The following is a 20,918-nucleotide window of genomic DNA, read 5'->3' on the forward strand; positions in this document are numbered from 1 at the left end:
CGCCCGGACCCGCCCCCTGATGCTGCTCCCCATGCTCGCCCTGCTGCTCCAGGCGCAGGCGATGCCACCCTCGCCCGCCGATGTTTACGGCCCCCTGTTCGCGGCGGTGCAGGAGGCGCGCGTATTTCCCGATGGCAAGACCTTCGCCGACGCGGTCCCGCGCGAAAAGCCCGACGCGATCATGGCCGCCTATGCCCGCGAGAAGCCGATGGACAAGGCGGCGCTGACCGCCTTCGTCCGCCGTCACTTCTCGGTGCGTGGCGAGCAGCAGGCCAGGCCGCCCTTACGCGACCGCATCCGCGAACTGTGGCCGGTGCTGGGCCGCGCGCCCTTTGCCCCGGTCGCGGGATCGTCGGCACTGGGGCTCGACCATGGCTATGTCGTGCCGGGCGACCGCTTCCAGGAGATTTATTACTGGGACAGCTATTTCACCATGTTGGGCCTGAAGGCCGATGGGCAGGCCCCGCTGATCGAGGCGATGCTCGCCGATTTCGTCGATCTGGTCGAGCGTTACGGCCATATCCCCAACGGCACGCGCACCTATTATCTCAGCCGTTCGCAGCCGCCCTTTCTGGCGCTGATGATGGACCTGTCGGATAATCACGATCCGGTGCTGGCGAAGCGGCGGCTGGCGGCACTGATCCGCGAGCATGACTATTGGATGGCGGGCGCGACCTGCCTGGACGCGGGTGGAGCGTGCGCCCATGTCGTGCGGATGCCCGATGGCAGCCTACTCAACCGCTATTGGGACGCGCGCGACACGCCCCGCGACGAAAGCTGGCGCGAGGATCGCGAGACCGCCGCGAAGGCCGCTCCCCGCCCCGCCGCCATCGTCCAGCGCGACCTGCGGGCGGCGGCGGAATCCGGCTGGGACTTCAGCTCGCGCTGGCTGGCCGATCCGATGCGGCTGGAGACGATCCGCACCACCGACATCGTGCCGGTCGATCTCAACAGCCTGTTATGGGTGAGCGAGACCCGGATCGCGGCACGGGCGAAGGCGGCGGGCGACGACGCGACCGCGCGTCGCTTCTCGGACATGGCGGCACGGCGAAAGGCGGCGATCGACCGCTATCTCTGGGTCGCGGGGGACAAGCGCTTCGCCGACTGGGACCGGGTCACCGGGCGGCCCACGGAATCGCGGACCGCCGCCTCGCTCTTCCCGCTGTTCGCCGGGCATGCCAGCACCGAACAGGCCCGCGCGGTCGCCGCGACCGCCCGCGCCACGCTGATCGGCGAAGGGGGCCTGCGCACCACCGGTATCCGCACGGGCCAGCAATGGGATTCGCCCAATGGCTGGGCTCCGCTGCAATGGGTCGCGGTGGAGGGGCTGGGACGATATGGCGAACGGGCGCTGGCCAAGGACATCGCCCGCCGCTGGATCGCCACCGTCGCGCGCACCTATGCCGAGACGGGCAAGCTGCTGGAAAAATACGACGTCGAGGAACGGCGGCCCGGCGGCGGCGGGGAATATCCGACGCAGGACGGCTTCGGCTGGACCAACGGCGTGACGGCAGCGATGCTGGAGCGGTGGCCGGATTTGGCGCCGCCGAACGCCGCGCAGTAGTAATTTTCGCGCGGAGACGCGGAGGCGCGGAGCCGTCTGGATTTGCCGCGCGGATGAATACGCTCTCGGGCGGGAGACAGATTCACGCGAAGCCGCGAAGGCGCGAAGACGTTCGGAGTTGGCGCTGCCCTCTTCGCGTCATCGCGGCTTCGCGTGAATCTGTCTCCCGCCCGATAAAACCGGATGAGCCGACCCGGCATCCGAACTCTCCGCTTCTCCGCGCGAACAAAAAATCTCCCCCCGCCGCGCACTTCGTGTAGCGGACGCGGCATGACCGACACCCCGCACACCATCCTCGGCATCGACTTCGGCACCACCAATTCGGTCATCGCGCGGGCCGATGCAGGCACATCGCACCTCGTGCCGCTGACAGGCCCGAACGGTACCGATCCCGTCTTCCGCTCGGCACTATGCTTCTGGGAGGAGGACGGTATCGAGGTCGAGGCGGGCCCTTGGGCGATCGCCGAATATCTGGAATTTCCGGGCGGCAGCCGGTTCATCCAGTCGTTCAAGTCGGTCGCCGCCTCGCCGGTGTTCGAGCACGCGACCGTGTTCGACAAACGCTATCGCTTCGAGGAACTGGGCCGGGCCTTTCTCGACCGGATGGCGGCGCGCAGCGGCGGGGTGCTCGACGGACGCGCGGCGCGGATCGTCGTCGGGCGGCCGGTCGAATATGCCGGGCACCGACCCGACGAGGCGCTGGCCCGCCAACGCTATGACGCGATGTTCGCGCGGCTGGGGGTGGAGATCCATTATGTCTACGAACCGCTGGGCGCGGCGTTCAGCTATGCGTCGCGTATCACCGAGCCCGCGACCGTGCTGGTCGCCGATTTCGGCGGCGGCACCAGCGACTTTTCGGTGGTGCGCATCGCCGCGCCGGGGGCCGAGCGTCGCTGCGAACCGCTGGGCCATGCCGGTGTCGGCATTGCCGGCGACCGGTTCGACCAGCGGCTGATCGACCATCTGGTCCTGCCGTTGCTGGGGGCGGGCGGACAATATCGCTCGTTCGACAAGGTGTTGGAGATTCCGCGGGGGTTTTTCGCCGATTTCGCCGACTGGTCGCGCCTGGCGCTGATGCGCAATCGCAAGACGTTGGCCGAACTCGAAAAACTCCGCCGCGCCGCGCTCGACCCCGACGCGATCGGGCGGATGATCGCGATCATCGAGGAGGAGCAGGGATACCGGCTCTACGACGCGGTCGGTCGGGTAAAGCGCGACCTGTCCGCCGCCGACGAGGCCCGGTTCCGGTTCGAGGGCGGTGGCCTGTCGATCGAGGCGGACGTGACCCGTGCCGATTTCGAGGCGTGGATCGCCCCCGACCTGGCGCGGATCGAGCAAGCGGTGGACCGGGCGCTCACCGCCGCCGGGACCGAGGCGAGCGCGATCGACCGGGTGTTCCTGACCGGCGGCACCTCTCTGATGCCCGCGATCCGGCGGATGTTCGAGACGCGGTTCGGCGGCGGGAAGATCGCGACCGGGGGCGAGTTGACCTCGATCGCGCACGGGTTGGCGTTGATCGGGGAGCAGCCGGATATCGGAGCCTGGGCGGTGTAAAGAGCCCCTCTCCCGGCAGGGAGTTTCAGGTCGGTCATGCCCCCGGCATGACCTAAACGATGCAGGGCATCGTTTACCTGAAACTGGGTTGGGGAGGGGCAAGAGCCGCAAGCGACGGGCTCGGCGAGACTTCCAGCCCTCCCACATCCCCTCCCGCTTGCGGGAGGGGAGCGTCATACGGATAGGGTTTGGCTCAGAACCCCTTCTTCAGCGTCACGAACCACTGGCGCGGCGCGCCCGCCAGCAACGTCTGGTTGTCGCCGCTGGCCTGGAAGCCGTTCGTGCCGATGGTCGAGATATACTTCTTGTCGGTCAGGTTGGTCACGCTGCCCTCGATCGAGAAGCCGCCCCATTCCGCCGGGAAGCGATAGCCGATGCTGGCGTCGACCAACACCCGGCCCTCGACCGACTGGTCGTTCAGATAGGTGAAATAGCGCTTCGACATATAATCCGCGCCGACCCGGCCGAAGAACCGGCTATCGTCATAGACCAGCTCGCCCTTCACCATGTTCTGCGGCGTGTCGACGACGTACCGCCCCTTCTCGGCCAGCAGATTGCCCGAACCGTCGCGCACCGTCTGCTGATAGGTGGCATGATTGTAGGAATAGCTGGCCAGCGCCGAGAAGGCCGGGGTCAGGCGGTAAAAGGCCGAAACCTCCGCGCCATAGCTTTCCACGCCGCCGACATTGTTCAGCGTCGGCGGAATGCCCTGGATCGCGGTGCCGATCGAATAGGTCAACAGACGGTCGGAGAAGTCGATATAATAGCCGACCGCCGACAGTTGCAGTCCGCCGGTGCGATAGCGGACGCCGCCTTCCGCCGTCTTCGACTTTTCGGGACGCACGGTGTTCGCCACCGCATTGAACGCGACCTGGCTGATCGAGAAGGGCGGCGCGGTCGCAGCGGCGATGAAGGCGCGCATATTCTCGGTATAGCTGGCAAAGACCTCCGCCTGGTTGCCCAGGTGCAGCACCGCGCCGATCTGCGGCAGGAACCAGTCCTGGCTCTTGATCCGACCGCGCGCCAGCGTGCCCGCCAGCACATTGGCCTGGTTGCGCACCCGCATCCCCTTCCAGCCGCCGTTGATGGTCAACTGGCCGATATCGAGCGTGTCGCCGACCGAATATTGCAGCGTCTCGGTATCGTACTTGCCGTTCCACGTCGTCGCCATGGGATTGCTCTGGAAATCCAGCGCGTTGCGGTTCGGCGTCGCGGTATCGGTCATGCCATAGAGGCGACGCGCCTGATGCAGCGTGTTGCTCTCATACCAGCCGGTCAGTTCCAGCGTGTTCGCACCGGTGGCCAGCGCCAGCTTGGCAATGGTGCCTGCCCGGTCCAGGCTGTATTCGGTCGTGCGGAAGGTCAGCGGCGCGGGATTGGTGATCGGCGTGCCATCGGCATTGGGCGCGCCGAGCTGGGTGGGGGTATAGGGCGTGATCCACGACCCCTGCCCCTTGTTGCGATGATAATAGCTGGTCGAGGTCAGCGACAGGCTGTCGGTCAGCTTGGCGTCGAAAGTGATCCCGCCCAAATAGTCGCGACGAAGCCCCGCCGCGTCATAATAGCCGTCGTCCAGCGTGATGCCCGTGGGCAGGCCGATCGCCACCCTGGCATAGGGCGCGGTGAAGCCGGTCAGCGAACCATTGTTCCGCGCCGCATAGGCCGCCGCCGCCGCGCCGTTGGTCGCCTGCTTGGCGTAGAGGATGGCGAGCGGATAATCGTTGCTGATATTGTCGTTATGAAATCCGCGACGCTTGATGATATCGAGGCTCAGGTCCTGATAGTCGTTCTCGCGGCGATCCGAGAAGTTGAAGAAGCCGGTGATCGAACCACGATCGCCGAAGTCCTTGACGATCTTGGCATTGGCCTGATGCTGGCGCTGGCTGCCGAAACCCTTCCACTTGTCGGTGGTGAGATAGGCATAGCTGAGATAGCCCTTCAGCCCGCCGCCCAGATCGCCGCTATCGGCGCGGACGAAGGCGCGGATCGTGTCGTTGCTGCCATAGGTGCCCGACGCGGCGATCCCGGCGGTTTCGGACGGCGCGCGGCTGGTGAACTGGATGGTGCCGCCCAGATTGCTGGTCGAGGCGGTGCCGAGCGCGCCCGCGCCCTGCGCCACGCTGGTCGAGGCGATGTTTTCGGAAATGATCGCGCGGCTGATGTGCAGGCCGTTGGTCGGGCCATAGCTCATATCGCCCAGCGGCACGCCGTCAAGGGTGAAGCCCAGCTGGTTCTGGTTGAAGCCGCGGAGCGAGATGCGGGTCGACCATTCATAGGCACCGAACGGATCGGACGCCTGGAAATTGACGCCGGGCAGCTTGGAGATCGCCTTGAGCGGCGAGGTGCCGGGCGTCAGCCGGTCGAGGTCGGCGGCGGTAATCGTCTGGACCTGACGGCTCTGGCCGAAGCCCAGCACGACGACATCGCCCGAACTGCCCGCCTGGTCGTCGGCGGGAGCTGCGGTCGGATCGGCGGCGACCGGATCGACGGAGCCGGTCACGGCGGCCTGCGCCGGCAGGGTCTGCGCCGCGACGCCGGGCGCGATCAGCGCGACCGTCGCGACACCGATCAGATACTTCACCATGATTTTGACCCCAATGGCATTGTTAACCCAATGAGGCGGGCGCATGGGGCCGGTGCGTGACACCGTGGCGACAGCGTAATGACCGGTTTGTGACGGCCTGTCGTTGTGGCTTTGCGGTTACGAGCCCGACATGGGAGTTTCAAAGGCCATCGATGCTCTGGCAACCCTGACCTTAGGCATTCCATAACGAAAGGGGCGAACATCCTGCGATGCCCGCCCCTTCCGCGTTCCGAAGTATGCCCGATCAGATGTGGATCGGCTTGCCCTGTACCGCCATGGCGGCTTCCTTGAGCGCCTCGGCATGGGTCGGGTGGGCGTGGCAGGTATAGGCGATGTCTTCCGACGTGGCGCCGAACTCCATCGCCTGCGCGGCCTGCGCGATCATCGTGCCCGCGAGCGAGGAGATGATCCACACGCCCAGCACGCGGTCGGTCTTGGCGTCGGCGATGACCTTCACGAAGCCGTCGGTGTCGCGGTTGGTCTTGGCGCGGCTGTTCGCCATGAAGGGGAACTTGCCGACCTTCACTTCGCCCTTTTCCTTGGCGGCTTCTTCCGACAGGCCGACACCGGCGATCTCGGGCATGGTGTAGACGACGCTGGGGATGACGTCGTGGTTCACGATGCCGGTCTGGCCAGCGATGTTCTCGGCGACCGCAACGCCCTCGTCCTCGGCCTTGTGCGCGAGCATCAGGCCGGGGGCCACGTCGCCGATCGCCCAGATGCCATCGACATTGGTCGCGAAGTCATGGTCGATCTCGACCTGGCCACGGCCATTCAGCTTCACGCCGGCAGCTTCCAGGTTGAGCCCGTCGGTGTTGGGCTTGCGGCCGATGGCGACCAGCACGGCGTCGGCCGACAGCGTTTCCGCCGCACCGCCAGCCGCCGGTTCGACCGACACGGTCGCGCGGTCGCCCTCGACGGTGACGCCGGTCACCTTGGTCGAGGTCTTCAGTTCCATGCCCTGCTTCTTGAACAGCTTGGCCGATTCCTTGCGGACCTCGCCATCGAAGCCGGGCAGGATCTGGTCGAGATACTCGACCACGGTCACCTTGGCACCCAGACGCCGCCAGACCGAGCCGAGTTCCAGACCGATCACGCCGCCGCCGATGACGACCAGATGCTCGGGCACCTTGGGCAGCGCCAGCGCGCCGGTCGAGTCGACCACGACCTTCTGGTCGATCTCGACGCCAGGCAGCGGGGTCACGACCGAGCCGGTCGCGATCACGATGTCGCGCGCGGTGACGGTCTGGTCGCCGACCTTGACGGTGCTCGAATCCTGGAACGCGGCCTTGCCCTTGAGCCAGGTGACCTTGTTCTTCTTGAAGAGATATTCGATACCGCCGGTCAGTTCGCCGACCGCCTTGGTCTTTTCGGCGTGCATCTGGTCGAGGTTGAGCTTCGCGCCCTCGATCTCGACGCCGAACTTGGCGAAGGTGCCATGGCTGGCTTCCTCGAACAATTCCGATGCGTGGAGCAAGGCCTTGGACGGGATGCAGCCGACATTGAGGCAGGTGCCGCCCAGCGTCTCGCGCGCCTCGGCGCACGCGGTCTTCAGCCCAAGCTGCGCCGCGCGGATCGCCGCGACATAGCCGCCGGGGCCAGCGCCGATCACCAGGACGTCATAGTCATACTCAGCCATTTGTCTCTCCCGTTCCCCGGCGTTCGGGGTCCAGCCTGCGGGCGCACCCGCCTGTCACAGCAAGGACGGACCCTCGACCGTTCGAGGGCCCGTATAGATCACAAAGCGATCAGAGGTCGATCAGGATGCGGGTCGGGTCCTGGATCGCGTTCTTCAGCGCGACGAGGAAGGTCACCGCCTCGCGACCGTCGATGATGCGGTGGTCGTAGGACAGCGCCAGATACATCATCGGGCGAATGACGATCTGGCCGTCGACGACCACGGGGCGCTCCTCGATACGGTGGAGGCCCAGCACCGCCGACTGGGGCGGGTTGATGATCGGGGTCGACATCAGCGAGCCGAACACGCCGCCGTTGGAGATGGTGAAGGTGCCGCCCTTCATCTCTTCCATCTTGAGCGTGCCGTCCTTGGCGCGCTTGCCGAAGTCGCCGATCGTCTTTTCGATGCCCGCGACCGTCAGGTCCTGCGCATCGCGGATGACCGGCACGACCAGGCCGTTCGGGGCCGAGACGGCGACCGAGATGTCGGCATAGTCGTGATAGACGATCTCATCGCCCTCGATCGAGGCGTTGACCGAAGGAATGTCCTTCAGCGCCATCGTCGCGGCCTTCACGAAGAAGCCCATGAAGCCCAGCCGGACGCCGTGCTTCTTCTCGAACAGGTCCTTATACTTGGCGCGCGCCTCGATCACCGCGGTCATGTCGACGTCGTTGAACGTCGTCAGCATCGCGGCGGTGTTCTGCGCTTCCTTCAAGCGCTTGGCGATCGTCTGACGCAGGCGCGTCATCTTCACGCGCTCTTCCTTGCGCGCCGAACCGGCGGGGGCGGCAGCGGCGGGGGCTGCGGCCGGAGCCGGGGCGCTCGACTTGTTGGCGGCGGCGGCGGCGACATCTTCCTTGGTGATGCGGCCGTCCTTGCCGGTGCCCTTGATCGTCGACGGGTCCAGACCATGTTCGAGCACCGCACGGCGAACCGAGGGCGACAGCGCGGCGGGCGAGTCGCTCGACTCGTCAGCGGCGGGCGCCGGAGCGGCAGCCGCCGGAGCCGCGGTCACGGCAGGAGCTGCCGCTTCGGTCTTGGCCGGGGCCGCGCCACCGGCATCGACGGTCGCCAGAAGCGCGCCGACCTGCACCGTGTCGCCGACCTTGACGGCATGCTCGCCCATGACACCCGCCACCGGCGAGGGCACTTCGACCGAGACCTTGTCGGTCTCCAGGCTCGCGATCGGCTCGTCGACCGCCACCGCGTCACCCGGCTGCTTCAGCCATTCGCCGAGCGTCGCTTCGGAGATCGATTCGCCCAGCACCGGCACCAGAACTTCAGTCGCCATTTCCATTTCCTCCACCCGGTCCATCGACCGGGGTTCTTACGCGGGCGGGCAAAACGCCCGCGCCAGATTTCGTCCCTCCCCGGTCCCGCGAAGGACCGGGGCACTCGTCAGTCGTTCAGTCGACCGCCGCCGTCGTCGGCTTGGCGGTGGTATTGCTGCCCTCGGCGCGCGTCCGGCGGATTTCCTCGCGGACATTATGGCCCAGCGCATCGGCGACCAGCGCACCCTGCTCGGCGGTGTGGCGCTTCATCAGGCCGGTGGCGGGCGACGCCGCCGCCGTGCGACCCGCATAACGGGCGCGCTTCACCGAAGCCCCGGCCTCGGCCAGCGCCTCCTCGATCAGCGGCTCGACGAAGAACCAGTAGCCGTTGTTCTTCGGCTCTTCCTGCGCCCAGACCACGTCCTGCAGGTTCGGCATCCGCGCGATCCGCTTGGCCAGCGCGTCGCTGGGGAAGGGATAGAGCTGCTCGACACGCACGATCTGGGTCGTGGTGTCGCCCGCCGCGTCGCGCGCCTCGATCAGGTCATAGGCGACCTTGCCGGTGCACAGGACCAGCCGCGTCGTCGCTTCGTCGGCGGCACCGTTGGTGTCCGACAGCAGGCGGCGGAAGTGGCTCTCGCCCTGGAAGTCCTCGGCCTTGGACACCGCCAGCTTGTGGCGCAACAGCGACTTGGGCGTGAAGACGATCAGGGGCTTGCGGAAATTGCGGTGCATCTGGCGGCGCAACAGGTGGAAATAGTTGGCCGGGGTGGTGCAGTTCGCAACCTGGATATTGTCGTTCGCGCAAGACTGGAGGAAGCGCTCGGGCCGTGCCGACGAGTGCTCCGGCCCCTGCCCTTCATAACCATGCGGCAGCAGCATCACGAGGCCGTTGGCGCGGAGCCACTTGGACTCGCCGCTCGTGATGAACTGGTCGATCATGATCTGTGCGCCGTTGACGAAGTCGCCGAACTGCGCCTCCCACATGACCAGCGTCTTCGGATCGGCGAGCGCGTAACCATATTCGAAGCCCAGCACGCCGTACTCGGACAGCGGGCTGTCCAGCACTTCGAAGCTGCCATGCTCGACGGTCTTCAGCGGCACATATTTGTGCTCGTCGGTCTGGTCGACCCAGACCGCGTGACGCTGCGAGAAGGTGCCGCGACCCGAATCCTGGCCGGACAGACGCACGCCATAGCCTTCCGAAAGCAGCGAGCCGAAGGCCAAGGCCTCGCCGGTCGCCCAGTCAAAATTCTCGCCGGTCGTGAACATCTGACGCTTGGCGTCGAGCACGCGGTTCAGCGTCTTGTGAACCTGCAAGCCTTCGGGGATCGTGGTCAGCGTGCGGCCGATCGCGTCGAACAGCTTCTTGTCGAGGCCGGTTTCCACATTGCGGCGGCCCTGATCGCTTTCCTTCGGAGCGGAAAGGCCCGACCAGCGACCGGCGAACCAGTCGGCCTTGTTGGGCTTGTAGCTCGCGCCCGCTTCGAACTCGCCTTCGCAGCGGGTGGTGTATTGCTTGATATTCTCGTCGACCCAGGCCTGATCGACCACGCCCTCGGACACGAGGCGCTTCGAGTAGATTTCGCTGACACCGGGGTGCGAGCGGATCTTGTTGTACATCAGCGGCTGGGTGAAGCCCGGCTCGTCGCCTTCGTTGTGACCGAAGCGGCGATAGCACCACATGTCGATCACGATGTCGCGGTGGAACTTCTGGCGGAACTCGATCGCCATCTTGGTGGCGAAGGTCACCGCCTCGGGATCGTCGCCATTGACGTGGAAGACCGGCGCCTGGACGCCCTTGGCCACGTCCGACGGATAGGGCGAGGAACGCGCGAATTGCGGCGAGGTGGTGAAGCCCACCTGGTTGTTGATGATGAAGTGGATGCAGCCGCCGGTGTTATAGCCACGGATGCCGGAGAAGCCGAGGCATTCCCAGACGATACCCTGACCCGCAAACGCCGCGTCGCCATGGATCAGCACCGGCACCGAAGCCGAGTGATCGGTCAGGTCGTCGGCGATCGTCTGGATCGCGCGGGTCTTGCCCAGCACGACCGGGTTCACCGCCTCGAGGTGCGAGGGGTTGGCGACCAGCGACATATGGACCTTGTGGCCGTCGAACTCCCGGTCGGTCGAGGTGCCGAGGTGATACTTCACGTCGCCCGAACCGCCGATATCATCGGGGTTGGCCGAACCACCGGCGAATTCGTGGAAGATCACGCGCAACGGCTTGGCCATGACATTGGCCAGCACGTTCAGGCGACCGCGATGCGCCATGCCGAACACGATCTCGCGCACGCCCATCTGGCCGCCATATTTGATGACCGATTCGAGCGCGGGGATCATCGACTCGCCGCCGTCCAGGCCGAAGCGCTTGGTGCCGACATATTTCTTGCCGAGGAATTTTTCCCACTGCTCGGCCTCGATGACCTTGTTCAGGATGGCCTTCTTGCCATCGACGGTGAACTCGATCGCCTTGTCGCGGCCTTCCATCCGGTCCTGAAGGAAGCGGCGCTCCTCCACATCCGCGATGTGCATATATTCCAGGCCGATATTGCCGCAGTAATTCTTGCGCAGCGTGTCGACCAGTTCGCGAACGGTCGCCCATTCATAGCCCATCGTGCCGCCCAGATAGACCTTGCGGTCGATATCGGCGTCGGTGAAGCCGTGATATTCGGTCTTCAGATCCTCGGGCAATTCCCGCAGGCCCGAAAGGCCCAGCGGGTCGAGGTTCGCCGCGAGGTGACCGCGCACCCGGTAGGTGCGGATCAGCATCTGGGCGCGGATCGCGTCGCCCGCCGCCTTGACGATATCGGCGGTCGAGGGGGCCGCCGCCGCAGCCGCCGGAGCGGGCTTGCCACCCTTGGCAGGCTTGGGGGCAGGCTCCATCTGGGTCGGGTCGAGGCCCGCCGTCAGATCGTCGGTCGAGGTCAGCGGCCAGCGCTTGTTCTGCCAGCTCGGGGCGCCCACGCCCTGCTCCAGACCCTCGAAGAAGGTCCGCCAGCCCGCATCGACCGACGCGGAGTCGGCCTGGTACTTGGCATAGAGCGTTTCGATGAAAGCGGGGCTGACGCCCGCCGCGATTTCGCTGAATTCCTGGCCTTCGTAGCCCATGAGACGCTTCCTCGACCGCCCGACTTCTTTGTGATCGCCACCCCGGCACATCCGCCTGGGGTCCGCAGCCGCGAGCGGCCCGCCTGCCGCCACGGACCCCGGCGGTTGTGCCGGGGTGACGCGATACGCCTTACTTGTTCAGCACCGACAACAGGGTCGAGCCGAGTTCCGACGGGCTGGCCGCGACCTTGATCCCGGCCGCTTCCATCGCCGCGATCTTGTCCTCGGCGCCGCCCTGGCCGCCCGACACGATCGCGCCGGCATGGCCCATGCGACGGCCCGGAGGAGCCGTACGGCCCGCGATGAAGCCCGCCATCGGCTTCGAACGGCCGCGCTTGGCTTCGTCACGCAGGAACTGCGCGGCTTCTTCTTCCGCCGAGCCCCCGATCTCACCGATCATGATGATCGACTGGGTTTCGTCATCGGCCAGGAACAGCTCCAGCACGTCGATGAAGTTGGTGCCGTTGACGGGATCGCCGCCGATGCCGACCGCGGTCGTCTGACCCAGGCCCGCATTCGAGGTCTGGAACACCGCCTCATAGGTCAGGGTTCCCGAGCGCGACACGACGCCGACCGAACCCTTCTTGAAGATCGAACCCGGCATGATGCCGATCTTGCACTCGCCCGGCGTCAGGACGCCCGGGCAGTTCGGGCCGATCAGGCGCGACTTCGAACCCGACAGGGCGCGCTTGACCTTGACCATGTCGAGGACCGGAATCCCTTCCGTGATCGCGACGATCAGCGGAATCTCCGCGTCGATCGCCTCCAGGATCGAGTCGGCCGCGAAGGGCGGCGGCACGTAGATGACCGACGCGTCCGCGCCCGTCTTCGACTTGGCTTCGGCGACGGTGTTGAAGACCGGCAGGCCGATATGCTCGGTGCCGCCCTTGCCCGGCGTCACGCCGCCGACCATCTGCGTGCCGTACGCCAGCGCCTGCTGGGTGTGGAACGTGCCGGTTTCACCCGTCATGCCCTGGGTGATGACCTTGGTGTTCTTGTTGACGAGGATGCTCATCCGTCGGTTCCGTCCTTGTCCGCCCCGGCGAAGGCCGGGGCCCAGTTGCGATCCGGTTATGGGAGTGCGATGCGATCGAACAGGTCGTCCCAGTTGGGATTGAGCCCTTCGATTTCCCGCAGCTTCCAAAGCCGCTTCCAATTCTTCATTCGCAGTTCGCGTTGCCGCGCTGCTTCCCAGCTATCATGCGCCTCGTACCAGACGAGCCGATGACAGCGATGCTCCCGCGTGAACCCAGCGACCACGCCGTTGCGGTGTTCCCACACCCGCCGCGGTAAATTGGTCGTCGAGCCGATATAGATCGTCCCGTTTCGACCGCTGGCCATGATGTAGACGAAGGCTTGCGCTTCGATCACCATGACCAACCCAACTGGGCCCCGGCCTTCGCCGGGGCGGTTCTATTCCTTCAAATTACGCCAGCGACCCGTCGATACCCTTGCAGGCGACGAGCAGTTCCTTGACCGCGTCGACCGACACCTGAAGATTGGCCTTCGCCTCGTCCGACAGCTTGACCTCGACGACCTTCTCGACGCCACCGGCACCGATCACGACGGGGACGCCGACATAGAGGTTGTCGATGCCATATTCACCCGACAGGTGCGCAGCGGCCGGCAGGATGCGCTTCTGGTCGTAGAGATAGGCTTCGGCCATCGCGATGCCGCTGGTCGCGGGCGCGTAGTAAGCCGAGCCGGTCTTGAGCAGTGCGACGATCTCGCCGCCGCCGCCACGGGTGCGCTTGATGATCTCGTCGACCTTTTCCTTGGTCGAGAAGCCCATCTCGATCAGGTCGCTGACCGGGATGCCGCTGACGGTCGAATATTCCAGGACCGGGACCATGGTGTCGCCGTGGCCGCCCAGCACGAAGGTGTTCACGTCCTTCACCGACACGCCGAACTCCTCGGCGAGGAAGTGCGAGAAGCGCGCCGAGTCGAGCACGCCCGCCATGCCGACGACCTTGTTCGCGGGCAGCCCTGAGAATTCGCGCAGCGCCCAGACCATCGCGTCGAGCGGGTTGGTGATGCAGATCACGAAGGCGTCGGGCGCGTTGTCGCGGATGCCCTCGCCGACCGCCTTCATCACCTTCAGGTTGATGCCGAGCAGGTCGTCGCGGCTCATGCCGGGCTTGCGCGCGACACCGGCGGTGACGATGATGACATCGGCGCCCGCGATATCGGCGTAATCGTTGGAGCCCTTGATATTCGCGTCGAAGCCTTCGACCGGGCCGCACTGCGACAGGTCGAGCGCCTTGCCCTGGGGCACGCCCTCGACGACGTCGAACAGGACGATATCGCCCAGCCCCTTGAGCGCGGCGAGGTGCGCCAGCGTACCGCCGATGTTACCGGCGCCGATCAGCGCGATCTTCTTGCGAGCCATTCCAATCCTACTCCGTAGTGGACGTGCGTGATTGGTCACGCGGCCTACGCCCATATCGGCGTGGGGGCAACCGTTAATCCACAGAGTTTAAGATTTTAAACGATAATGGTTCGCAAGTGCATTAAGGCGTCGTCGGCCCTTCGTCCGAGCCATGGCCTTGCGCCAGATAGTCTTCGGAGCGCATCTCTTCCAGGCGGCTGATCGTGCGTTCGAACTCGAACCGACCATCGCCGGTTTCATAGAGTTCGCCAGGCTGCGCGTCCGCTGCGGCGAGCAGCTTGACCTTGTGCTCGTAGAGCGCATCGATCAGCTGCACGAAGCGCGCCGCCTCGTTGCGATTCTCCGGCCCCAGCTTGGGGATGCCGACCAGGATGACGGTGTGGAAACGCCGCGCGACCGCCAGATAGTCGGCCGCTCCCCGCGCCTCGCCGCACAGCCGCTTGAACGAGAAGACCGCCACGCCCTTCAGCGCCTTGGGCACATGCAGCACCCGGCCGCCGACTTTCATATCCTCGGACGGCACATGCGCGGCATCCTCGACCGGATAGTCGGTCAGGCGGAAGAACGCCGCCGACAGCGTCATCGTCGCCTTGGGCCCATTGGGCACCAGCCAGGTGTCGAGCCGCCCCAGCCGGTCGCGACGGTAATCGGTCGGGCCGTTCAGCGCCAGCACGTCCAGCCGCGCCTCGATCAGCGCGATGAAGGGCAGGAAATGCTCGCGGTTCAGCCCGTTCTTGTAGAGGTCCCTGGGCGGGCGGTTGGAGGTGGTGACGATCGTCACCCCCGCCTCGATCAGCGCGGTGAACAGCCGCGACAGGATCATCGCGTCGGGGCTATTCGTCACCATCATCTCGTCGAACGCCAGCAGCCGGACTTCCTCGGCCAGCGCGGCGGCGACGGGGGCGATCGGCTCGCCCGCCTGCTTGGCGCGCTCGGTGGCGATGCGGGCGTGGACCTCCAGCATGAACTCGGCGAAATGGACGCGGCGCTTGGCCTCCACCGCGACGTGATCGAAGAACAGGTCCATCAGCATCGACTTGCCGCGCCCGACATCGCCCCAGAGATAGACGCCGCGCGATAGGATCACGGGGCTAGTTATGAACCACCGCGCCAAAAAACTCGGCTTTTTGCGATTCTCTCCGGCTTCCAGCTTTGTGGCCAGTTCTTCGAGTCGCGCGGCGGCGGCGGCCTGTTCGGGATCGGGGCGGAGCTCTTCGGCAGCGACCAGGCGGTGATAGGCGTTCAGGATATCGGGCATGTCAGGGGCGATGTCTGCCCCGAGTCCGATTCCGTCAACCCCATTCCTCCCCTGCAAGGGGAGGTGGCAGCCCGTAGGGCTGACGGAGGGGTGTCACCGCTTCGTTGGGGATACCGCCCCTCCACCATCGCTGGCGCGATGGTCCCCCTCCCCAAGCACAGCTTGGGGAGGAATAAGAAAAGGGGGCCGTTTCCGACCCCCTTCTTCAAATCGTCATCCCAGCGAAGGCTGGGATCTTTGGCCGCCGTCCCTCCATCAAGAGAGGCCCCAGCCTGCGCTGGGGCGACGGAGGGGGATCAGATGATCCGCTCGGCTTCCATCTTCTTGATCTCGGCGATCGCCTTGGCCGGGTTCAGCCCCTTGGGGCAGACATTCGCGCAGTTCATGATCGTGTGGCAGCGATACAGGCGGAAGGGGTCTTCCAGTTCGTCCAGACGCTCGCCGGTCATCTCGTCGCGGCTGTCGGCCAGCCAGCGATAGGCCTGGAGCAGGATCGCCGGTCCCAGGAACTTGTCGCTGTTCCACCAATAGCTGGGGCACGAGGTCGAGCAGCAGGCGCACAGGATGCACTCGTAAAGACCGTCCAGCTTCGCGCGGTCGTCCGGCGACTGGAGCCGCTCCTTGCCCGAGGGGGCGGGCGACACGGTCTGGAGCCATGGCTTGATCGAGGCATATTGCGCGTAGAAATGGGTGAAGTCGGGGACCAGATCCTTGACCACATCCATGTGCGGCAAGGGCGTGATCTGAACCGTGCCCTTCACATCCTCGATCGCGGTGGTGCAGGCCAGGCCGTTGCGCCCGTCGATGTTCATCGCGCACGATCCGCAAATGCCCTCGCGGCACGAACGGCGGAAGGTCAGCGAACTGTCCTGCTCCGCCTTCATCTTGATGAGCGCGTCGAGCACCATCGGGCCGCACTCGTCCAGATCGACCTCGAACGTGTCGTAGCGCGGATTCTGGCCCGAATCGGGATCGTAGCGATAGACCTTGAACTTCTTGATGCGGCCCGAGGTGGTCGGCTTATGCGTTTCGCCCTTCTTGATGACGCTGTTCTTCGGCAGGGCAAATTCGGCCATGGTCACAAACCCGCTGGATGGGCCGACAGGCATGTCGGCAAAGGATCGCCCCCGCCGATACATGACAGGGGCGCTTGTCGCAAATGTCTTGACCGATTTAGGCGCTGCCTCAGATCACATCAAGCACGAGGCCCAGATCGCGTGCCTCCTCGGCGTCGATATACCAGTTGCTGCGCGCCTTCTCCTGGAGCGTCTCGAAGGTCACTTTCGATCCGTTGACGATGGCGCGGAAGCCCTCTTCCTGGATCAGAACGGACTGCTCGATCTCGTGCAGCTTGGCCTTCAGGACCACCGGCAGGTTGGTGAGCGGGCCGGACAGATCGATGCTGCCGCTCATTTGGCGCTCATGGAGCATCAATCGGGTGCCGCGGGTCAGGAAACGATGCTCGACCGGAAAGGCCGACATGAACGTCGCCCCCGCCGAATAGACCGCGACCTTGCCCAGGAACAGCGTGTCGCGGCCGGTATAGTCGCGCAGCAGCCGGATCGAGTCGCCCATCGCCCGCGCCATCTCCGGGTCGCCGCCCAGCGTGGTGATCGACACGACCAACGGGCCATCGCCCGGCGCGGCGGCGAGTTGGTCCTTGAAACCGGCGTACATCACCTCGTCCACCGTACCGTAAAGCTGGATATGGGGCTGGGCGAGCAGCGGGTAATTCACCGCGTTGTTGAGTTGGTCATGCATGATGCGCGAACCGGGAGTGCGGCATAAGGTTCCGGTTCTGAGGTTCGGGCGTGGCCTTCGACTTCGCTCAGACTGAACGGAGGCTGGGGAACATGCCCCCGCCCCGTTCGGGCTTAGCGAAGTCGAAGCCCAAGGGAATCCCTATCCTCGCTTCGCCTTCGCGTAAGATTGCGTCCCGAGCGTCACCACCTCATCCCCCGCCACAATCTCCGCCACGGGAATATCCGGCAACGCCTTGATCGCCTCATACAGCGGAGCGAAATCCGTCTCCAAGGTGATCCGCAGCAATTCCTCGTAACTCGGAATCACGAAATAATTCTGCTGGAAGTCGTCGATCCGATACTCTGTCCGCATCACCCGAGCGAGGTCGAAGCCCATTCGGTTGGGGCTGGGGTCCTCCAGCGCGAAGCGGCTCTCCGAATAGCTCGACACGATCCCCGCGCCATAGATTCGCAAATCCCCATCCTCGCGCACCAGTCCGAACTCGACCGTGTACCAATAGAGCCGCCCGAGATATTTCAGCGCATCCATCCCCAGCGCCCGCTGTCCGCCCCGGCCATAGGCGGCGAGGTAATCGGCGAAGACCGGATCGGCGAGCATCGGCACATGGCCGAACACGTCATGGAAGACGTCCGGCTCCTGAAGATAATCGAGCTGATCCGGCCGCCGGATGAAATTGCCCGCGACGAAGCGGCGATTGGCCATATGGTCGAAGAACACATCGTCCGGCACCAGCCCCGGCACCGCGACCACCTGCCACCCGGTCAGTTTCATCAGCCGGTCGGACAGTTCCTCGAAATCGGGAATGCCCGGCCGCGACAGCTTGAGAACGTTCAGCCCGCGCAGATACGCCTCCGACGCGCGGCCCGGCAGCAATTGGGATTGGCGCGCGAACAGCGTATCCCAGGTCGCATGTTCCTCCGCGGTGTAATGCTCCCACCCTTGCGGGATGGTCCAGTCGGCTCCGGCGCCTTCGGGCGGGGCGGCGAGAACATGGGTATCCTGTGCCATAAGCGGAGCCTATCATGATGATGGTGACAAATGAAACCATATCGTGGCGACGGCTGGGGCGCGTCGCAAGGGGCGTCGCGGTCGCGATCGGCGCGGTGGTGTTTGTCTATGTCGCGGCGGGGCTGGCGCTGGGTGCGATCCCGCGCAAGACCGTCGCGCAGCCCGCCGCCGGTCCCGATGCCGTCACCATCTTCGTCGAGGCGAGCGCGATCCACACCGCGATCATCGTGCCCAAACAGGCGGCGGGCATGGACTGGCGCGACTGGGCGAAACCACAGGACTTGCGCGACCCGCGCTATGCGGGCTTTCCCTATCTGGCGATCGGCTGGGGCGAGGCGGGCTTCTTTCGCGAGACGCCGCACTGGCGCGACGTCAGGCCTGGCACGATCCTGCACGCCGCGCTGGGCAGCGACCGGACGCTGATCCATGTCGATCATCTGCCGCTCCCCCGCGCGAACGGCAACGATGTGCGGATGATCCGCCTGTCACCGACGGCCTATCGCCATATGGTCGCTTTCATCCAATCGCGTTGGCGACGCGGCGGGCCGCATCATCCCGGCTATGACGTATATGACGCCTTTTATGAGGCGAACGGGCGCTACAGCGTCGCCCACACCTGTAACAACTGGACCGGCGACGCGCTGGCGGCGGCGGGGGTGCGAATGGGATGGTGGACGCCCTTCCCCGTGACGGTGATGACATGGCTGTGATCCCGCCGCCCTCCAAGGCGCTCTGGGCCGCCGAACTGCCGCGCGCGCTGTGGATGGGGGCGACCTGGTGGCGGCACCGGGCAGACCTGGCCGCCGCGCCGCGTGGCGACGGGCGGACGGTGATGATATTGCCCGGCCTGTTCAACAGCGACGCGTCCAGTATCGTGTTGCGCCGCTATCTGACTGCGAAGGGATACCGCGTCCATGGCTGGGGGCTGGGCCGCAACCGTGGCGTGCGCAGCGTCGGGCCACAGGCCGAGCAGTTGATCGCGCGGGTCGGGTCGCTGGCGGTGCAAGGGCCGGTCACGCTGATCGGCATCAGCCTGGGCGGGATCATGGCACGGATGGTGGCGCAGGCCCGGCCCGATCTGGTCGCGGGCGTCATCACCATTTCCTCGCCCTATGCCGGGCCACCCCGCGCCACCAATGTCTGGCGCGTGTTCGAGCGGCTGACCGGCGAGTCGGTGGACGATCCCACCGTCATCGCCCGATCGGCGGCGATCGCGGGCCCGCTCCCCTGCCCCGCCGTCGCCATCTGGAGCCGGAGCGACGGGCTGGTCGCCGGCACCATCTGCCGCGACGAAGCGACCCCGGCGGTCGAGGTCCGCTCCAGCCATCTATGGGTTCAGCACCGGCCGCAGGTGCTGGCGGCGGTGGCGACCATCCTGGCCGGATGGCCGCCCGTCAGCGATCAGTCATTGGCGGCGCGATAGCCGTCATAGCCTTGCTGGCCCTGGCACTGTTCCGGGTGCTTGCGGCATTGCTTCTCATAGTCGCGCCGCTCGCGCCCCTCCTGCGCTTCCTTCTTGCGCATCTTGCGGCCGTAGTTGCGATCGGCCTCGTCCTGGCTGGTCGTCGTCCAGTCGACCACCTGCCCCGCCGCCTGGAACGGTGCCTTCACCACGCTGGCGACCGTCTTCACACAGCCTCCAAGGCCAAGCGGCAGGGTCAGGACGGCGAGTTTCAGGACGAGGTTACGCATGGATACAGGGTCTTTCAGCGGGTACGCACGACGGCGTTGCGCGTTTCTACCCCGATTTGCGGGAAATCGGTGAAGAATCCGTCGATACCCTGGCCCAGCGCGGCGCGAATCTCGCCCGCGACATCGCCATGCGCCTTGGGATCGGTGCCCCGCCGAAAAGCGGGGCGGACGAAGAGATTCTCCGCACGATAGGTCCAGGGATGGACGCGCAGACCCGCTGCATGGGCGTCCGTCACCAGCGTCGTGGGCGCATCGCCGTTCCACAGCATCGCCTTGTCCGGCCCGATGCCCCAGGCATAGGTCGCGACCTTTTTCAGCCCGTCCGGCGTCATCATCGCGGCATAGCTGGACGCGGCCTTGTCCGTCGGGCCATCCTGGGCGGCGACGAGCTGGATGAGGCGGATGCCGGTCATCGTCTTCAGATGCTGGAGATTGTTCACCTCGAACGACTGGATGAAGACCGGCGCCTCCGCCGTGGTCCAGCCCGCCTTGGCCAGCGCGGCGACCAGCGGCGCGTCGGTGCCCTTGCCGATCGAGGCGAAATAGGTCGGGTGCTTGGTTTCGGGATAGATGGCGATGGTGCGCCCGGTGTCCTTGGACCGCTGCTTGGCGAGCGCGATGATCTCCTCCAGCGTCGGGATCGAGAACCGCCCGTCACAGGCGGTCGAGCGAAGCTGGGGCAGGCGTTCGCGGGCACGCAGCGTCTTCAATTCCGCCAGCGTGAAGTCCTCGGTGAACCAGCCGGTTTCGCTCTGGCCGTCGATCGTCTTGGTCGTCTTGCGGTCCGCGAATTCGGGATGGGCGGCGACGTCGGTGGTGCCCGAAATCTCGTTTTCGTGCCGGGCGACCAGATGCCCGTCGCTGGTCGGCACCAGATCGGGCTCGATCACATCGGCCCCCTCACGGATCGCCAGGTCATAGGCGGCCAGCGTGTGTTCGGGCCGTTCCCCGCTCGCCCCGCGATGCGCGATGACGATGGGGGGCGACAGCGGTTTGGACAGGTCGGCGGACATGGCCTCACCCTGCCCGACGAGCAGCGCAA

Annotated in this window: 17 protein-coding genes; 4 read left to right on the forward strand and 13 right to left on the reverse strand. The window is 65.8% G+C overall.

The window, feature by feature from the left end; translation table 11 throughout:
* The first annotated feature begins 19 nt into the window (after positions 1-19).
* Entirely contained in the window at positions 20-1,564 is a 1,545-nt protein-coding gene (gene treF / locus SM191_RS13850; protein ID WP_341506738.1) for an alpha,alpha-trehalase TreF, read from the forward strand.
* Between the two features lie 270 nt (positions 1,565-1,834).
* Positions 1,835-3,118 (forward strand): Hsp70 family protein, encoded by a 1,284-nt coding sequence (locus tag SM191_RS13855; RefSeq protein WP_341506706.1) that lies wholly within the window; start codon positions 1,835-1,837, stop codon positions 3,116-3,118.
* A gap of 193 nt (positions 3,119-3,311) precedes the next feature.
* Here the strand turns inward: SM191_RS13855 and SM191_RS13860 are convergent, their stop codons facing one another.
* The 11 genes from SM191_RS13860 to phhA all read right to left on the reverse strand — a co-directional run bounded on the left by SM191_RS13860 (position 3,312) and on the right by phhA (position 18,184).
* Positions 3,312-5,702: a TonB-dependent receptor gene (locus tag SM191_RS13860; RefSeq protein WP_341506707.1), complete on the reverse strand. Its 2,391-nt coding sequence runs from the start codon at positions 5,700-5,702 to the stop codon at positions 3,312-3,314.
* 244 nt (positions 5,703-5,946) lie between these two features.
* Positions 5,947-7,341 carry a dihydrolipoyl dehydrogenase gene (lpdA, locus tag SM191_RS13865; RefSeq protein ID WP_341506708.1) on the reverse strand — a complete coding sequence of 465 codons (1,395 nt, stop codon included), beginning with the start codon at positions 7,339-7,341 and terminating at the stop codon, positions 5,947-5,949.
* A gap of 109 nt (positions 7,342-7,450) precedes the next feature.
* Positions 7,451-8,671, reverse strand: coding sequence for a 2-oxoglutarate dehydrogenase complex dihydrolipoyllysine-residue succinyltransferase (odhB, locus tag SM191_RS13870; RefSeq protein ID WP_341506709.1), 1,221 nt, complete (start codon positions 8,669-8,671; stop codon positions 7,451-7,453).
* A 115-nt stretch (positions 8,672-8,786) separates the two neighbouring features.
* Positions 8,787-11,765 (reverse strand): 2-oxoglutarate dehydrogenase E1 component, encoded by a 2,979-nt coding sequence (locus tag SM191_RS13875; RefSeq protein ID WP_341506710.1) that lies wholly within the window; start codon positions 11,763-11,765, stop codon positions 8,787-8,789.
* 130 nt (positions 11,766-11,895) lie between these two features.
* Positions 11,896-12,780, reverse strand: coding sequence for a succinate--CoA ligase subunit alpha (sucD, locus tag SM191_RS13880; RefSeq protein WP_042484035.1), 885 nt, complete (start codon positions 12,778-12,780; stop codon positions 11,896-11,898).
* Positions 12,781-12,836: 56 nt separating this feature from the next.
* Positions 12,837-13,139 (reverse strand): GIY-YIG nuclease family protein, encoded by a 303-nt coding sequence (locus SM191_RS13885; protein WP_341506716.1) that lies wholly within the window; start codon positions 13,137-13,139, stop codon positions 12,837-12,839.
* Positions 13,140-13,191: 52 nt separating this feature from the next.
* Complete coding sequence (gene mdh / locus SM191_RS13890; protein ID WP_341506717.1) at positions 13,192-14,154, reverse strand: malate dehydrogenase; 963 nt, start codon at positions 14,152-14,154, stop codon at positions 13,192-13,194.
* 121 nt (positions 14,155-14,275) lie between these two features.
* Positions 14,276-15,412, reverse strand: coding sequence for a cell division protein ZapE (gene zapE, locus SM191_RS13895; RefSeq protein ID WP_341506718.1), 1,137 nt, complete (start codon positions 15,410-15,412; stop codon positions 14,276-14,278).
* A 296-nt stretch (positions 15,413-15,708) separates the two neighbouring features.
* Complete coding sequence (locus SM191_RS13900) at positions 15,709-16,488, reverse strand: succinate dehydrogenase iron-sulfur subunit (RefSeq protein ID WP_306998394.1); 780 nt, start codon at positions 16,486-16,488, stop codon at positions 15,709-15,711.
* Between the two features lie 109 nt (positions 16,489-16,597).
* Positions 16,598-17,173 (reverse strand): ClpP family protease, encoded by a 576-nt coding sequence (locus tag SM191_RS13905; RefSeq protein WP_341506719.1) that lies wholly within the window; start codon positions 17,171-17,173, stop codon positions 16,598-16,600.
* Positions 17,174-17,314: 141 nt separating this feature from the next.
* Positions 17,315-18,184, reverse strand: a complete 870-nt coding sequence (phhA, locus tag SM191_RS13910) for a phenylalanine 4-monooxygenase (RefSeq protein ID WP_341506720.1) — start codon at positions 18,182-18,184, stop codon at positions 17,315-17,317.
* Positions 18,185-18,198: 14 nt separating this feature from the next.
* Here phhA and SM191_RS13915 point away from each other — a divergent pair, with 14 nt between their 5' ends.
* Positions 18,199-18,894 carry a TIGR02117 family protein gene (locus tag SM191_RS13915; protein ID WP_341506721.1) on the forward strand — a complete coding sequence of 232 codons (696 nt, stop codon included), beginning with the start codon at positions 18,199-18,201 and terminating at the stop codon, positions 18,892-18,894.
* Complete coding sequence (locus SM191_RS13920; protein WP_341506722.1) at positions 18,885-19,607, forward strand: esterase/lipase family protein; 723 nt, start codon at positions 18,885-18,887, stop codon at positions 19,605-19,607. Before SM191_RS13915 ends, SM191_RS13920 begins: the two co-directional genes overlap by 10 nt.
* Here the strand turns inward: SM191_RS13920 and SM191_RS13925 are convergent.
* Both SM191_RS13925 and SM191_RS13930 read right to left on the reverse strand, forming a co-directional pair.
* A complete protein-coding gene (locus SM191_RS13925; protein WP_341506723.1) occupies positions 19,586-19,876 on the reverse strand; it encodes a hypothetical protein in 291 nt (96 codons plus the stop codon). The two genes, SM191_RS13920 and SM191_RS13925, sit on opposite strands and share 22 nt — an antisense overlap.
* Before the next feature lie 14 nt (positions 19,877-19,890).
* Positions 19,891-20,889: a glycerophosphodiester phosphodiesterase gene (locus SM191_RS13930; RefSeq protein WP_341506739.1), complete on the reverse strand. Its 999-nt coding sequence runs from the start codon at positions 20,887-20,889 to the stop codon at positions 19,891-19,893.
* Positions 20,890-20,918: the final 29 nt, after the last annotated feature.

This window comes from Sphingomonas sp. 2378, from assembly GCF_038084995.1.
Taxonomy (GTDB): Bacteria; Pseudomonadota; Alphaproteobacteria; order Sphingomonadales; family Sphingomonadaceae; genus Sphingomonas.